Source organism: Pseudoalteromonas sp. SCSIO 43210 (genome assembly GCF_054133285.1).
This window is the reverse complement of record NZ_CP087225.1, coordinates 2,699,549-2,716,730: the sequence shown is the minus strand read 5'-3', so window position 1 is coordinate 2,716,730 and position 17,182 is coordinate 2,699,549. Positions and strand designations below refer to the sequence as shown.

Sequence of the window (17,182 nt, the reverse complement as noted above, 5' to 3'; positions counted from 1 at the left end):
TTTTCCTCACGTTCTTATGAGTGATACACCAGCAGACGGTAAGCTGGTATAAATAGACTCTTTCAAGCCTGTTAAACGCTCGTATTGCGACTCAACAGCAGCAATAACATCTTTTACCAGTATATTGGGTACAAATGCGACGACACACCCGCCAAAGCCTCCACCAGTCATTCTTACACCACCATTGTTTTGTATTACTTGGCTAATAATATCCACCAATGTGTCTATTTGCGGTGTAGTTATTTCAAATAAATCACGCATAGAGCCATTGCTTTGAGCCATTAATGTACTAAGTTTCGTTATGTCGTTATGAGTAAAAGCCTGCATAGCTTCAAGGGTGCGGAGATTTTCATAAACAATGTGCTCTACACGTTTAGCAACGTCTTTATTTAGCATATGTTTTTGCGATTCATACTCCTCAATACTCACCTCACGTAAACTTGACTTTGAAAAAGCTTTAGCGCCGCTATAGCATTGCTCGCGTCGAAGGTTATACTCGCTATCGAGTAAGCCGCGTTTAACGTTGGAATTAATCATTAAAATGGTCATAGCAGGGTCAATGCTCACTTCCACTAAATCAAGTGAGCGGCAATCTATCCCTAGTGCTTTACCTTGTGTACCACACGCCGATATAAGCTGATCCATAATTCCACAGTTACACCCTACAAAGTTGTTCTCTGCTGCTTGTGCTATTTTTGCAATCTCTTTACGTTCAATAAACAATTCACATAAATGATTAAACGCATAAGCAATACCTACCTCAAGTGCAGCCGATGAGCTAAGACCAGCTCCTTGCGGGACATTACCTGTGATGCATATGTCGCAGCCACTGAGTTGATGATTTCGTTTTTGCAGTTCATCAACTACGCCGCGAACATAATTACTCCACGTTTGCGTACTGTGGCTATTAAGCGGTTTATTTACTAAAAAGTTGTCGGTTTGGTTATCGCAATCAAGTGCAAGTACATTTACTACATCGTCAGTTCGAGGTGACACTGCAATGTAAGTAGCGTATTCAATGGCACAAGGCAGTACAAAACCGTCATTGTAATCGGTGTGCTCACCAATTAAATTAACACGCCCAGGGGCTTTGACAACAAAGTCGGCATCGCGTCCAAAGTGGTTTAAAAAAGCTAACCGTGCGCTTTGTTCAACATTCATTTAGTGTTCTCTTTATAATGCGTTAGTGATTGTTTTTTCAAAATAGTGGCAGCTTGCTCAGGTGTTATATCACGCTGTGCTTCGGCCATCATTTCGTAGCCAACCATAAATTTTTTAACACTGGCTGATCGTAGTAATGGCGGTAAAAACTGCGCATGTAATTGCCAAAATAAGTGGCTTTGACCATCATAAGGCGCGCCATGCCAGCCCATAGAGTAAGGGAACGAGCACTGAAATAAGTTATCGTAACGAGTCGTTATATTTTTAATAATTTCAGCTAGAGTACTTTGTTGAGCGTCTGTCAGCTCTATCATTTGAGTAACCGCAAACCGAGGTAATAGCAGCGTTTCAAATGGCCATGCAGCCCAATAAGGAACAACCACAAGCCAATCATCGTTTACACATACTACGCGTTCATTTAATTCCATCTCACGTTTTGCGTAATCGAGCAATAAACTACTGCCATACTGTTTATAATAGTTACTAAGGTTTGTATGTTTACGTGCAACCAAACTCGGTAATTTATTTTGTGCCCAAATTTGACCATGTGGATGCGGGTTAGAGCATCCCATTACAGCACCTTTATTTTCAAATACCTGAACCCAGTTGTAAGTTTTTGATAACTCTTGGCATTGCTCTTGCCATGTGCTTACTACATTTGTAATTTGCGAAACACTGAGCTCTGGTAGTGTTTTTGCATGATTAGGCGAAAAACAAATAACACGCGCAGTGCCACGCTCTGTATGCATGCTAAATAGGGGATCGGTTTGCTCCACATCAGGCACACCTTCACGTAAGGCGGCAAAGTCATTAGTAAACACAAAGGTGTTTTTGTAATCTGGATTTACTTCGCCGTTAATACGCGTATTGCCTTTACATAAAAAGCAGCTTTCGTCGTATTCTGGTTTAACCTCAATATCTACACTTTCTTCTTGACCTTGCCATGGTCGTTTAGCCCTGTGTGGCGACACCAACACATATTCATTTAATAATGGGTTTAAACGCCGATGTGGATGCTCTGTCGGGTCAAATTGATTTTGTTGCTCACTCATTGTTTACTTTCCCTAGTTACTGTTTTGAAAGGTACCGGCGTCGAGCACTTGCTTACGAGGAGTAAAACGACAAATATAGTTCCAGTTCCAACTGGCATCGTATTTATGGCACAAGCCCCAACTAATGCCTGGCGCTGGGTTTTGATCAAACCCTTGTGCAGGTCTATATAAGCCAATTGCTTCTGGACCGCCTTTTATATGCGCCATAATTTCAAAATTAATACCGTCCTGAGCAAATTGAATAGTATTTTTTTCAGGGCCATCGGTTGTTAGCAAACTAGCAATACCACCTTTGTAATTCCAAACAACGACCTCATGACCGCTATTAGAAATAGGGTTGTAAGGCGATTTAACATAAGGTCCTAATACATCATCAGCAATAGCAACACCGTGTTTGATTTCACGACCACCAAAGTTCATTCCCTCACCTTGGGTCTCACCTTTGTAATACAAGTAAAATTTGTTATTAAAAAACACCAAACACGGATCGTGTACTTTATGGCTATCAAAACTACCTTTAGTTGTTACTGCGAAGCGATTATCTTCATCACCGTGCCATTGACCATCTTTACTTGGGCTAACAATAGGTTCAGGTGATTTAATCCAAGGACCAAAAGGGGTATCGCAATGCGCTATGGCAATATGCTCATATTGGCGATTAGTGTACGGTGTTTGTACCGTTTGATACACCAAGTAATACTTACCTTGATGCGCAAATACTTCAGGGGTAAAAATAGCGCGATCGTCATAGTTACCAGCGTCGCCTCGACTCACAGCGATCCCTTGTTCTTGCCACGTTATGCTATCTTTTGACGTTGCATGCCAAACTTGCGTTAAATCCCAAGGAAACACTTTTGCACTTGAGTCTTGTGCATTAAAACCAACTGTTTCTCCCTCACCTTTGGTGTACCAACAATGATAAACACCATCAATGTATAAAACAGATGAAGGATCGCGACGTATAACCCCTTCTTCATAGGCAAAATCACCCAGCAAAGGTTCTACATCAAATTCTGTCAGCCACTGCGGGCCATATTTATCGTAGCCACGCTCTATTGCACGCTTACTTGCTAAACTTAATTTTTTATCAGACATGTTAATTCCTTACTTACCTAGGCTTATATTTAGCGACTGGTATACGTCAAGAGGTAAAATCGCGCCTTGATGCTGCACAACTTGTGAGGCAACATTGTCAGCCATTTCTAATGCATTTTGAGGGTTTTGGGCGCACATTCTGGCGGCTAAGTAGGTTCCCGCAAATGAGTCACCTGCCGCTGTACTATCAACTTGCTTTGCAGCGGGTGTAAACGGACATGACGCTTTAAGATCATCTTTGCAATAAACTTGCATCCCGGCACTACCAGCTTTAATAACAATTTCGTCGATATCAAATTGTGTACAGTACTTAACAATCTCTGCACTGCTTGAATGACCGAATAACACACGGTGATCATCAAGACCTGGTAAAACTACATTACTAAGCGCATAAGCACGCTCTAGCCATTCAATAGCGTGGCTTTTTGATTGCCACATACGCGCGCGATAATTAGGGTCGAACGCAATTGTGCAGCCTTGTTTTTTAAAATCAGCTAATAATGTGAGTAAACCTTGTTTAGATTCATCATCTAAAATACCTAAACTAATGCCACTGAAAAACACCCAGTCTGATTCTTTCAAACCTAAATTAAATGGCTTTTGAGTATATAAACTCATCATATGCTTCGCTGCTGATTGATTACGCCAATAATCAAAGCTTCGCTCACCATCAGCATCCGTTGAAATAGCGTAAATACCCACGTTATAGTCTGCTGTTGTAATCACGTTTTGCGTGCTAATACCTTCTTGTTGCCAACATTTGAGCATATTGGCACTCAGTACGTCGCTACCTACAGCTGTAAATAGCGCGCAATTTAGTGTGTTTGCAAAACGCTTTGCATACACAAGAGCATTGTAAGTATCGCCCGCAAAAGACTGCTTACATTCGCTAATACCTGTTGGTACTAGCTCGACCATACATTCGCCAATAGCGAGTAAAGTACTCACACACCCTCCTGTACTTTTTTAGTGTGTAGACCTTCTAGGTAGACTTCAATTTCTTCTATCGATTTATTTTTAGTCTCTGGCATAAACTTAAATAGCAATGCAAAGCCGGCAACACCCGATACGGTATAAAGTAAAAAGATGTTTGCAGCGCCTAAATTACTTAGCTGCCATGGGAAAAACTGCTGAACAAAATAGCTAATTACACTGGCAATAAATGCGAAGGTAGGAATGGCCACACCTCGAATACGAGTCGGGAATATTTCAGAAAATATCACCCACATAATTGGCCCAATCGAAAAGTGAAAGGCTGCAATAAAGCCCGCTATACCAAATGATATAAGTGGCGCGTTTATAGTTGCTGCGCGTGAAATTAAATCGCTTTCAAATAATTGCTGTTGCGAAGCAGTAAGTACGCTCGCTAGTGCTTGCTTAAATTCAATATCGCTGTGATACACAGTACCAATTATGTGCTCCAGTCCTGTAATAGAATTTAACGCTGAAAACGAGGCTATATCCTCAGCCGACAAACTATATTCTGCCTGGCTAAAGCCTAAATAACACATAAACAAACTAATTGTTGCAGCTGCTAATCCCCAAATAACAAGGGGTCTGCGGCCTAACTTATCTATCAAAGCAATAGCTACCACAGTAAATACAATACTGACTAAACCAATTAAAACAGCGTTAAAAAAAGCCGCATCAGTGCCGACTCCCAGTTGTTCAAACACCGTTGGAGCATAAAACATTATGGCGTTAATCCCCGTCACTTGCTGCACAATAGCAATAGTAAAAGCAATAATGACAGCGGCGCGAACACGACTTTCGAGTAGTTGTTTAAATGAAGAAAAATACCCACCTGTTTCGCTGTAATCAACCAAGCTCTCTTTAATACTCTTAAGTTGCTCTTGGGCCAATTCAGTATTTTTATTTAAACGATGCAAGATAGTTATAGCGCGTGTTTCGTTGCCTTTCATAACTAACCAACGCGGGCTTTGAGGAATAGTAAATAATAATAAAAACCATAAAATAGCAGGAACAATCTCAACGCCTAGCATCCAGCGCCATAAATTATCTTGCACATTCCACTGTGTTACCCACTCAAAATTACTGTGAGCTAAATCAACAAGTAAGTAGTTAGCAAAATACGCTGCGGATAATCCAACAACAATATTTATTTGAATCATAGACACTAATTTACCACGGTACTTAGACGGTGCAACTTCACCTATATACATAGCAGCGACCGATAAAGACGTGAATGCTAATCCACCTATAAAACGAGCAGCAACTAATAGCTCGTAGCTTGGCGCGAAAACCGATGCAATTGCCGACAGTATGTATATAAACGCAATGCCTATTAAAGTATTTTTTCGGCCAAACATATTGCATATGTAACCGGTAATGACTAAAGCAAATAGCACACCAAAACCAGGTGCACTCACGACTGTGCCAATTTGAATGTCTGATAAATTGAATTCTGCCGATACAAAACGAACCGTACCTGAAATAAGAGCAGCGTCTAATCCAAATATAAAGCCACCAAAGGCGACAATAAATGCAAAGAAAAACACATTACGTTTACTACCATTCATACTTCAATCCAACTTTGTTGTTATTGTGTGTTACTTTATGTAGAGAATAAAGTAAGGGGTTGTGCTAAATTATATATTGTTAACAATTAACCATGAGTGTGATTTCGAGAGTATTTTAAAATTAATATACTTGCAACCTATATTTTAAAGAACGTTACTTTATGTTCATTTGTTTTGTAATAAATATAAAAAAATAATTAAATAAAATCATTACCTTACTGGTGTATATTCTAAAAAGTCAAAATTGCACATTGTTAACAATTTTCAAATTTGTTTTTTTAATGTATGGTATGTTAAATTGTAATTAAAGGTTAAACAGCAATGACATATAAAAAGAACATACTCCTCACATCGCTCTTGCTTGCGTTAAGTGCCTGTAATCAAGAAGACGTTAAAGTTGATCGCCCCACAACAGATGCCGTACAGATTAAATCTACTAATACATTAATGTATTTATTTGCAGATGACACTCACCATACAGCGACGTCTGTTGATTACCAAAGTAATTCCGCTATAGTAAAAAATGAAAACTCGGTTTTAAATGTACAGTTTCAATCTAAGAAAAACTCGTACGCTAGTATTGTTTTTTCAGCGGAAAAACCTTGGGATTGGAGTGAATTTAATGATTTCAATCTTGCCTTTGAATTGGCAAACCCGGGAACACACTCTGTACAAATTTATTTAGATATCTCCGATATTGACGGTGCTAACTATACGCGTAGCGTTAATGTGCCGGTAGGTGGATACAACACGTATTACGCAAAACTTGACGGCCACGACCTTGCAACGCCCGATGGCAAAGAAAATGTAGAACTTAACTTTACTTCTGGTCTTCGCTCTAACCCAGATACGTGGGAGTCTGATGAGGTACAGTTTATTTCTATGTGGGGTAAAAAAAATCTCAACTTAAAAGGCATCGCTAAAATAGCAATTAGCGTGCAAAGTACATTACATGACAAAGAGCTGGCAATAAAATCTATTTCACTTCGTAAAAACCCTCAATTTAATACCGCTTTTTTAACCAAAATTGTTGATGAATTTGGCCAAAATGCAAAACAAGAATTTGCAGGGAAAGTACATTCAGAAGCCGAGCTATTGAGCGACAAAAAACAAGAAGCAACACAGTTACTTTCTAAACGCCCTACTAATCGCTCACGCTTTGGTGGCTGGGCAAAAGGTCCAAAATTAGAAGCGACTGGTTATTTTAGAACGGCTAAATACAATGATAAATGGTCATTAGTCGACCCTGATGGCTATTTATATCTTGCAACTGGCATTGATATTATTCGTCTTGCAAACTCAACAACACTGACGGGTTACGATTTTGATCAAGCGTTGTTAGCTAAACCAGCTGATGCCGGTGTAACACCTGAGGATTCAAAAGGTTTAAACCAAGTAAATAAAGAAGCGCTTAAAAGCCGCTTTGTAGCGTCACAAGTGCGTAAAAATTTATTTGAATGGCTACCTGATTATAGCGATCCACTCGGTAAACATTTTGGCTATCGTAAAAGTGCGCATTCGGGTCCGTTAGAACACGGTGAAACATATAGCTTCTACGCTGCTAATTTAGAACGCAAATATGGTCAAAATAATGCAGATTACATGCAAAAATGGCGAGAAGTTACCCTCGATAGAATGATTACATGGGGCTTTAGTTCATTAGGCAACTGGACAGATCCGAGCTACTACGATAATCAAAAAGTGCCCTATTTTGCCAATGGTTGGATTATAGGTGATTTTAAAACCGTATCAAGCGGCAACGATTTTTGGGGAGCCATGCCGGATGTATTCGACCCTGAATTTACAGTGCGTGCTAACGAAACCGTTAGTGTTGTTGCAAAAGAAGTTAAAAATTCGCCTTGGGCAGTAGGTGTATTCATTGATAACGAAAAAAGCTTTGGCCGCCCTGATTCTGTTAAAAGCCATTATGGTATTGTAATAAACACATTAGGCCGTGATGCTAAAACAGTGCCTACTAAAGCTGAATTTTCTCGCTTAATGAAAGAAAAATATACTGATGTCGCTAAACTTAATAAGGTATGGCACTTAAACTTAGCCTCATGGGTTGAGTTTGACAAAGGTGTAACGGTTGATATAAAAAATGAAGAGCAGCTTGTCGATTTTTCTATATTACTCACCGCCTATGCTGATAAGTACTTTAGTGTGGTAAATGCCGCCATGGATAAATACCTACCAAATCATATGTATTTAGGTGCGCGTTTTCCTGATTGGGGCATGCCTATAGAAGTTGTTAAAGCCTCGGCTAAATATGTTGATGTAATAAGTTTTAACGCATACAAAGAAGGTCTAAGGGATGACAAGTGGGCGTTTTTATCACAATTTGACAAACCCGCTATAATTGGTGAGTTTCATGTTGGTTCATCTGATTCAGGATTATTTCATCCTGGGTTAATACATGCTGCTAATCAACAAGACAGAGCAAATATGTATACCGATTATATGAACTCAGTGATCGACAACCCCTACTTTATAGGTGCTCATTGGTTTCAGTATATAGATTCTCCGATTACAGGCAGAGCTTACGATGGCGAAAATTATAACGTAGGCTTTATAAGTGTCACTGATAGACCCTACATTGAAATGATTGAAGCCGCTAAAGCGATGAATGAGTCTATGTATGAGCGACGATTTAAAAAATAATTGCACATTCATCATTTAATTGTACATTTATTGGTCTGTTGTAATGTGTTAACAATAGACCATTCCTTTTTTTTTATATACACTGAGATAAGTACATGATCTTAACTCGAATAACGACTATTTTTTAACCGTAGCTAAGGTCACATAAAGTAAATTAAATCTAGGAATAAATATGGCTGGTAACAGAGCAACAAAAATTTTGTCTGTAAAAGATCAAATCGCTGAACAATTACGTTCAGATATAATCTCTGGTGAAATGCCACCACAAACTAAGTTAAATGAAAAAGAGCTGGCAGAGCGCTTTGGTCTCTCCAGAGGTCCAATTCGAGATGTGATTTTGCAGTTAACAAAAGAAGGTCTGTTGATTTCGCGAAACAATTGTGGCGCATCAGTCAACAGCGTACTAGAGCCTAAGCTACAGCGTTTAATGATTAAACTTCGTCGCAGCATAGAAGAGTACGCAATCACAGAGTTAAACGGTAATTTAACTGATCAAAACATTGCTGAACTTGAAAGTATTTTAGTCTCACTGCAAGATGCCCTCGACCGCGAAGATTACACCGAAGTAACTAAAATCGATATATCATTTCACCAATATTTAATTTATCAAGCGGGTGGTGAAGAGTTAGTTAATATTTGGTACCCGTATGTCATGCGTATGCGTTTAAATTATAAACGCATCACCTCAAGCTCTGAATGTGTAAATGAGCATCGCGCTATTTTAGAAGCACTAAAAGCACAAGATAGCGCCGCAGCAATTAAAGCCGTAAAACATAATATTAAGTGATGAAATAAACTTTATGCTTAATCAACGCCACTGCAAATCGAATTTAAAGTCAGTAGTAATAAATTAACTAAGCTGAATCTTGTTTAAGAAATTGAACTAAGTGCCTGTCCCGAGCTCCGAACTTTCGCTCAAGAGTGATTGGATAAACAAGGAATAGGCATGATTAAAACTGTTGAATTAGTTTTCGATGTCGATGTCGATGTCGATGTCGATGTCGACGATTTTTGCAAAATACTGCCCTCAATGAAACAAACAATTACTCGACGATCACACTCAAAAATGTCAACGACCAGTGAAGTTATGACCTTAGTTATGTCTCACTTATATAAAAAAATGAATTTTACAATTTAGTCAGCTATACCCGACTATTAGCGTTTATGCCTAAGGTCATTATATCGATGTAACTTAATAACTTATAAAGCTGCATCGCTGTGTTATCTAACATCTAATTACTCTTAAATATTAATGCTAATGAAGTTTAATATTTGATGTCTTTTTGTTATTGTTAACGATTGACAATCATGCTTTTATCAATGGTCAATATAAATCTCCAACTCGAACTAATTAATATTAAGGGTCGTACTATTTCAAATCACGAGGAATAGAGTATTTGATAAGGGTTGCAAGTGTGATCAGGATTTAAAGCACCAATAAATATGCAAATAAAACCACTAATATTATAAAGTTTCACTTAAAAATAACTATTTTAGTTATACAGGGCTTGATAACGGCGAGTCTCACTTTCAACTATTACCAAGACAAGCTCTGTTGATTGCAATGAAATACATGAATAAATATCAAGCGAGAATTTAATACTTGCTAATATAAATAAAGACTATGGATCGAGTCCAAAATGATAAATATAATAAAGAGCCTCTTTGCTATTCTTTTTTTATGCAGCTGTTTTTCAGCTAGTGCAAACGATGAATGCCAATCTTGTCATCAAAAACAAACCAGCGATTGGAAACAATCAGACCATGCAAGTTCAATGGCTTTAGCCAATAAAGATACCGTGCTTGGTGATTTTAATAATGTAACGGCGACCCACTTTTCCCAAAAAGCCGTGTTTTATAAAGAAAAAGATGCCTTTTTAGTTAATTTAACCGAGCAAGGTACTAAAAAAACGTACACCGTAAATTATGTATTTGGCTTTGACCCGCTGCAACAGTATTTAATTGAAGTTGAAAAAGGTAAGTACCAAGTATTTCCTTTTGCATGGGATAGTCGCGCCAAAGCACTTGGCGGGCAGCGTTGGTATGCAAACTACGCTAACGAAGATGTAAAACCAAACGACCGTCTACATTGGCTGCAACCACTGCAAAACTGGAACGGGATGTGCGCCGATTGCCATTCGGATAATTTAAAGCGTAATTACAATACTGAAAAAGAAAGCTTTGATACGCACTTTTCAAATATAAATGTGGGCTGTAAATCTTGCCACAATAATATAACGGACGAACATAAAACTAAAAAAATCATAAAGGCAGCTCAAACAAGCCCAACCAATATGTCGCAGTGGAAAATTATCGGCGATAATAAAATTGCTACTTGGCAAGGTGAGCCCCGCGATAACAGCTTTATGCAAGGCTGTTATGCGTGCCACTCGCTTAGAAGCCCGCTTACTGATGGTTTTGATAACAACCAAGCGTTTTTGGACCAATTTAGTCCTTCATTTTTAGAACCTAATTTGTATCACGCCGATGGTCAAATTAAAGAAGAAGTGTATGTGTTTGGCTCTTTTGCACAAAGTAAAATGTACAAAGCCGGTGTTAACTGTGTTGACTGCCACGATAAACACACTATGAAAGTTAAAACAAAAACAAATGGGCTGTGCTTGCAGTGTCACAGTGCCAGTGAATACAACAAACCCGAGCATCATCGTCATAAAGAACAATCAACCGGTGCACAATGTGTTAGCTGTCATATGCCTACAACTAGGTACATGGGCGTTGATGATAGGCGCGACCATAGCTTTAAAATTCCTCGCCCTGATATATCAATAAAATACGATACACCCAATGCGTGTGTGCAATGCCACGACGGTCAAACAAACGAATGGGCAGCAAGCACGCTTGAAAAATGGCATGGTAAAGCACCGGCATTAAGTGCAAGTGAGCACAGTATGCTTGAGTTACGCTCACTCAAAGCCATATCGCAAAATGCACATATGCGCTTAATTAATGACTTTTCGTTAAACGAAATAGATCGCGCCAGTGCAATTTCTTATTTAGGCAATTCAGGAGCTGAGCTAAACGATGCCACAGTAAAAAGTTGGGTTAATTCACCGCTTCCGCTTATTCGCTTGGCGATTGCTAAAGTAGGTTTTTTACTGCCCGAAGCAGAGCGCTTAAAAAGCTACAAACAACTATTAACCGACAAATTAAAGTCGGTGCGTGTTGCCGCAGCGCAAAACCTAAGCCAAACAGCAACGCAAATAAGCGGGCTTAATCAATCAATTATAGAGCTTGCACACGCTAATAACGTAAATACATGGCGCGGTGAAGGTAACATCAATCAAAGTATGCTCGCGCTTAACAAGCAAGACATAAACGGCGCCATTGAATCGTTACAAAAAGGCATTAGCGTTGATTTTTACTTTGATGCAAGTTATGTGAATCTAGCCGACATTTATTACCGACTTGGCCAAACAGAAAAAATGCAAAGCGTGCTTAATAATGGTTTAACAGCAGTGCCTAGCTCTGCGCCGCTACATTATGCAAATGGTATGGCGCTTATTAGAAGCGGTAACAAACCCGCTGCTGTTGGCTCATTCAAACACGCAATGGCACTTGAAAGTAACAACGTGCAATACGCTTACTTGTACTTTTTAGCACTTGATAGCATTGGCGCAACAGCGCAGGCCGTGAGTGAGTTAAAACTTAAAATTAGTACTTATAATAACGCGCAGCAGCTCAAAAACTTAGGGATGAGTTTTGCTCAAAAGCTTAAAAATGCTGAGGATTACCACTTTTTTTCTCGTTTAAAATAATTTTTTGAAAATAAATTATTTTTCACTCTGAATCTGTACTTTAGATTAGAGATTAAAATTCAACCACTTAACTTAATAATCTTGTGTTACTTAAACGGTAATACAAGGTTATAACCTCAATATTATAAGCAACATTTAATAAACAAGTAATCAACACATTGCACTTGCAAACATCATATGTTTAAATTGTTAGAATGAATCATTCCTGATTATTTACATTTCTTGATTGCTTATAGCTTTATCGCAATTAAGGATCGCTGTTTAATTAGCCTGATTCTAAATAACAGATACTGCCGTTGCATTATCTGCACACACAGTAATTATGAAGAAACGGAGTGGTTAAAATGCTTAAACACAGTAAATTGCATACAGCAATATTACTTGCATGTTGTTCTTTATCAGCTTTCACACACACTGCATATGCACAAGAAGAAACAACCGCAAAGCAAGCTAAAAGCAATTCAGACGATTTTGAAGTTATTTTAGTAAGCGCACAAAAACGCGATCAATCACTAAAAGAAGTACCGTCTTCAATTGAAGTACTTAGCGGTGATTTAATTCAAGAAATTGGCATCGATAATGGGTTTGATTTAGTCACCTACTTACCTGGCTTTGGTATTGATGACAGCAGTGAAATACGAACTACAACATTAAAAACACGTGGTATAGGCACTTTTACAAACTCCATTGGCTTACAGTCTTCAAACTTAGTCGTTATAGATGGCGAAGTGCTACCACGTCAATCAATGCTTAACTTACCAATTTCAGATGTAAAGCGTGTAGAAGCGATGCGCGGGCCGCAAGGCACTTTATTTGGCCAAAACACATCAACAGGCCTATTACATTATGTAACTAAAAAACCTCAACTAGATGACAGGGTTTCAGGTACGGTTAGAGCACAAGTTACTGAGTTTGATGGCACTGATTTTAGCGGTACTGTAAATGTACCACTTAACGAAAACTGGGCAGCTCGATTTAATGCACAATACAGTGATATTGATGGCTGGATAAAAAACACCATGCCTGGTGAAGAAGACTACACTATTGGCGCGCAAACAACAAAAGCTGGTCGCGGCCAACTTTTATACGATAACGGCCAAGAATTAAATGTTCTATTTCGCTTAGAATATTCAGAAACAGACACAAACTGTTGCTCTCTTACTCGTTTAGGTGGAATAAACCCAGATTTTGGCCCTCGTCCAATCGTTAATGTGAAAGACGATGGCACTATTGAAGGTACCACTTATAACCGTGTTAATCCTGAGTCTACTTTTGAAGAAGCCGGCGGCCCGGTAACATCACGTAATGCTGAAGGTAATTTTGGCAGAACAGAAAACTTTGGCTTTTCAATATCTGCTGATTACTACCTAAATGATGAAGTTACGCTTAGCTATAATGGTAGTTATAGAGACTTTGATTTATATAACAGCTCAGCATTTTTCACTATTAATTTCCCTGTAGAACGTACCGCCTTTGGTGGAAACGAATCAGTTGATGTACTTCAGCAAGAGTTTCGTATCTCATCGTTTAACAATGAAAGGTTTGATTGGGTATTAGGTCTTTTTTATCATGATACCGACGGCCAACGCTCAGAGGTACGCGATGGCTGTATTGCAGGTAACCGAGGATTTATTGAAGGCGGCGAATTAACTGGTTGTTATTCAAGACAGTCAACAGATGCTTTTTTAGCTAACTATGCAGCCACTGGCGATGACGACCGCTCATTATTGACGCCATCTCGTTTACTAAATGGTGGTGATTTTACAACTGGCTTTGAAAACGTCGCTATTTTTGGACAACTTGAATATCAAATAACTGAGCAATTAGATGCTACTTTCGGTTTTAGATTATTACACGAAAAAAGTAATGCGACCTTTGCTCGTACAGATTTGGCAACACCTTCTACGGGTGTTGGAATGGAAACATTCAATGAAGTATTAGAACTTGCTCAAACAGATCCATCGCTTATTTTACGCCAAGACGCGCCAACTAAGTTTGATAACTCAGACACAGCCTTTATTTACAAAGCAGTTGTAGGGTATGACTTTACCGATGATATTCGCGGTTATGTAAATTATTCTACCGGCTATAAAGGGGCTTCTTACTTTGTAACAACAAATACAGACCCTGCTGATGCAGACAACTTCCCTACCGATCCTGAAAACTCTTCAAACTTTGAAGTAGGCCTGCGTTCAGCGTATTTTGATAACGATTTACTGTTTAACTTTACCTACTTTGATATGAGAGTTGACGATTATCAAGTACGTGCCAGCCGTGTAATAGATGAAGAAAATAACATTATTTTTGCAGGCTACGTGAACGCAGCACAAGCGCGTTCAACCGGTATTGAAGCCGATGTAGTGGTTAAAATATCAGATAAATTGAAGTGGTCATTTAACTACGCTTATTTTGATGCACGTTACGAAGACTTTGCTGATACACCTATAAATTGTCCTGCTGGTGATGGTGGTTTACTTGCTTCTCGCTGTACTACTGATTCAACAGGTCGTCAGAGCTTTGATCAAACGGGTTTATCTTTCCCTAATAATGCTGAGCAACAATTTTTAAGTACTATTTCATACAATACACAAATTGCTGATACTGGCTGGAAAGCAAATACTAGTGCAGTTTGGCGTTATAATGGTAGCCATACGCAATCAATTAATGAACTTGCCTTTGGCGAATCAGCTAACCCATCGTCAAGCATTTGGGATGGTTACTTGAGTGTAAGCAAAGATAACCTTCAGTTTAGTGTATTCATTAAAAACTTATTTGATAAGTCGTACACTACTCGCCAACGTATAAACTCTGAAGGTTTCGGGGAAGCATTCTATCCTCGTGACTGGAGTCGTTATGTGGGTGCAAGTGTTCAATATAGCTTTTAATTAAAGTATCAATACAAAAAAATAGCGCTTAATAAGCGCTATTTTTTTCTTCATTTTCTTACTTACACTTAATTACTTACAACGGCTCTTTTCTACCAACTAACTCCCCGTTAGCATCATTTATAACCGCATTACTAATATCTATATACTCATTATTATTCCAACGAACCGATACATTATTTATCTGTGTACACGTACCTAAACCAACGTGTAGCTTGTTATTTTCACTTTGTGAAAAACCTGCACCCGTTGCGCCTACAACACGCTTATAAGTATGCCCACACGCTTTTATAGTAGCAGTAGCTCCCAATGCAGACACGCCAGCGTTAGGTGAGTAACCAATATTAGTGATCAAAAAATTATGCTGTGCATCTAAAACACTGTTATTAGTAAATAGGTGCCAACGGCCCCGCTCGTTTGAGTAGATTAAATCAAGGTCGCCGTCATTATCGTAATCAAAGGCCTGTGCACTCCCCCCGGTTGCTCCAAGTTCAGTTGAAATAAGACCATGATTTTGTAAAGCCTCAAATCCTTGACCGTGCTGATTTAAATACAGTACCTGCTCGTTAGCTCTTGCTGGATTACCATAACGTAATACAATTAAGTCGCTCCAACCATCGTTATTAAAATCCCCGGCTACTGCACTGGTTGTAGGCTCGCTAAGATTAATATTTAGCTTGGCTGTTGCATCAACAAATTTACCTTGCTGGTTTTCTAATAATACCGCTGGTAATGGCTCAAGCCCTTTTACGTTAGGTGAATTAATCACTCTTTTAATAACACCCGCTGTAGGCGATTTAGTATCCCCCGCGACGCGCCAAGTATCATTACCTAAGTAACCTATATATAAACCTTTTTTACTTAAATTTTTAGGCCAGCCGGTTGCTTGCTCTTTTGTTACATGTACCGTACGTTCACTGCCGCCGTGCCCTTTTAATGTTAAAGGTGCGCTATTTTCTCCAATAAACACATTAAAATGAGGGTAAGCCATTTGCAGGTTTTCTATTTCAAAGTCACCCGATATTTTAAAGTCTTCAAATTTAAATGCTTCGTTACGAGCAAAAAAAGCAAAGTTTTGAGATTGAGCATCGTAAAAGGTTTGTTGTTCAAATTGATGTTTAGCGCGCGTTAAAAATAAATCAAAATCACCGTCATTATCAAAGTCGATTTCGGTCATGCTACTTACATGACTAATATTACGGTTATTTCCTAATACAGCCTTACTTTTATTTTTATAGCCTAAATCAGATTTGCTCTGCACTGCAACAATGTCATCTCCACCGTAAAAAAATAAATCATCGTGCCCGTCATTATTAAAATCACTTACTAAGGTTTTATAACCAAGCCATTTAGCATTAGGTAAGTAATCGACAAACTTAAAATGATTATGTCCTTCGTTTTTGTATATATGGTTCGCTCCCTTTTTTTGCCTATTTAATGGAAAAGCAGAAAGTACTAAATCTAGTACGCCACTGTTATTACCATCAACTAATTTAACCGCACGTCCGCGTGTACGTTCAAAATCATCAAACGTTTTTCCGCCTTCAACAGTGCGGTCATGATTTATTTGAAACGACACAGGTAAACGAGGTTTTAAGCCACCACCACCTCCTTGGGCAATTATTAAATCCATACGACCATCTAAGTCGTAATCAGCAACAGCAACACCATGTGTGTCGCCTTTAATAATTATCTGTGGTGCTGAAAAGGTATTATCTTTGTTATTCCAAAAAATTTTTACTGCGTGGGTATGCTCAGTAATTAATACATCTTGATAACCATCTTTATCAAAGTCTGCAATCAGCGCGCTATCCCACTTACGGCGCGATAGCGGCTCAAAAGGTATAATGTTTTGCGATTCGCTAAACATTAATTTATTACTGCGGTTGTCGCTTAGTGTTTCATTGCTTACCCTTTGAGTAGTGTTACATCCACAAAGCAGAATACTTGTAGCAATCAGTGATAAACAAAATAATGTGCTTGCTGGCTTAGTATTTTTTTTCATTTAACCC

At 38.7% G+C, this 17,182-nt stretch carries 10 protein-coding genes; 4 read left to right on the top strand and 6 right to left on the bottom strand.

Going from position 1 to position 17,182, the window contains the following annotated elements; translation table 11 throughout:
* Nucleotides 1-6 precede the first annotated feature (6 nt).
* Genes galK through LOS73_RS11610 form a run of 5 tightly spaced genes read right to left on the bottom strand, consistent with a single transcriptional unit; the run spans nucleotide 7 to nucleotide 5,848 of the window.
* Nucleotides 7-1,161 (bottom strand): galactokinase, encoded by a 1,155-nt coding sequence (galK, locus tag LOS73_RS11630; RefSeq protein ID WP_457933686.1) that lies wholly within the window; start codon nucleotides 1,159-1,161, stop codon nucleotides 7-9.
* Nucleotides 1,158-2,213 carry a UDP-glucose--hexose-1-phosphate uridylyltransferase gene (locus tag LOS73_RS11625; protein WP_033039538.1) on the bottom strand — a complete coding sequence of 352 codons (1,056 nt, stop codon included), beginning with the start codon at nucleotides 2,211-2,213 and terminating at the stop codon, nucleotides 1,158-1,160. The genes galK and LOS73_RS11625 overlap by 4 nt, the downstream gene beginning before the upstream one ends.
* 12 nt (nucleotides 2,214-2,225) lie before the next feature.
* Nucleotides 2,226-3,308 (bottom strand): glycoside hydrolase family 117 protein, encoded by a 1,083-nt coding sequence (locus LOS73_RS11620; RefSeq protein ID WP_457933685.1) that lies wholly within the window; start codon nucleotides 3,306-3,308, stop codon nucleotides 2,226-2,228.
* A gap of 9 nt (nucleotides 3,309-3,317) precedes the next feature.
* Nucleotides 3,318-4,256 (bottom strand): sugar kinase, encoded by a 939-nt coding sequence (locus LOS73_RS11615; RefSeq protein WP_033031699.1) that lies wholly within the window; start codon nucleotides 4,254-4,256, stop codon nucleotides 3,318-3,320.
* Nucleotides 4,253-5,848: an MFS transporter gene (locus tag LOS73_RS11610; RefSeq protein WP_457933684.1), complete on the bottom strand. Its 1,596-nt coding sequence runs from the start codon at nucleotides 5,846-5,848 to the stop codon at nucleotides 4,253-4,255. The genes LOS73_RS11615 and LOS73_RS11610 overlap by 4 nt, the downstream gene beginning before the upstream one ends.
* A 321-nt stretch (nucleotides 5,849-6,169) precedes the next feature.
* On the opposite strand from LOS73_RS11610, the gene LOS73_RS11605 reads away from it, so the two are divergent.
* From LOS73_RS11605 to LOS73_RS11590, 4 genes are all read left to right on the top strand, one after another.
* The gene (locus tag LOS73_RS11605) at nucleotides 6,170-8,509 is read left to right on the top strand and encodes an agarase (RefSeq protein WP_457933683.1); all 2,340 of its coding nucleotides are present in this window, start codon (nucleotides 6,170-6,172) and stop codon (nucleotides 8,507-8,509) included.
* Nucleotides 8,510-8,681: 172 nt separating this feature from the next.
* Entirely contained in the window at nucleotides 8,682-9,296 is a 615-nt protein-coding gene (locus tag LOS73_RS11600; RefSeq protein WP_096793019.1) for a GntR family transcriptional regulator, read from the top strand.
* A gap of 853 nt (nucleotides 9,297-10,149) precedes the next feature.
* Entirely contained in the window at nucleotides 10,150-12,285 is a 2,136-nt protein-coding gene (locus LOS73_RS11595; RefSeq protein WP_457933682.1) for a multiheme c-type cytochrome, read from the top strand.
* A gap of 344 nt (nucleotides 12,286-12,629) precedes the next feature.
* On the top strand, nucleotides 12,630-15,170 hold the full coding sequence (locus LOS73_RS11590) for a TonB-dependent receptor (RefSeq protein WP_457933681.1): 2,541 nt from the start codon (nucleotides 12,630-12,632) through the stop codon (nucleotides 15,168-15,170).
* 76 nt (nucleotides 15,171-15,246) lie between these two features.
* On the opposite strand, the gene LOS73_RS11585 is transcribed toward LOS73_RS11590, so the two are convergent.
* The gene (locus tag LOS73_RS11585) at nucleotides 15,247-17,175 is read right to left on the bottom strand and encodes a CRTAC1 family protein (RefSeq protein ID WP_457933680.1); all 1,929 of its coding nucleotides are present in this window, start codon (nucleotides 17,173-17,175) and stop codon (nucleotides 15,247-15,249) included.
* Between the last annotated feature and the right edge of the window lie 7 nt (nucleotides 17,176-17,182).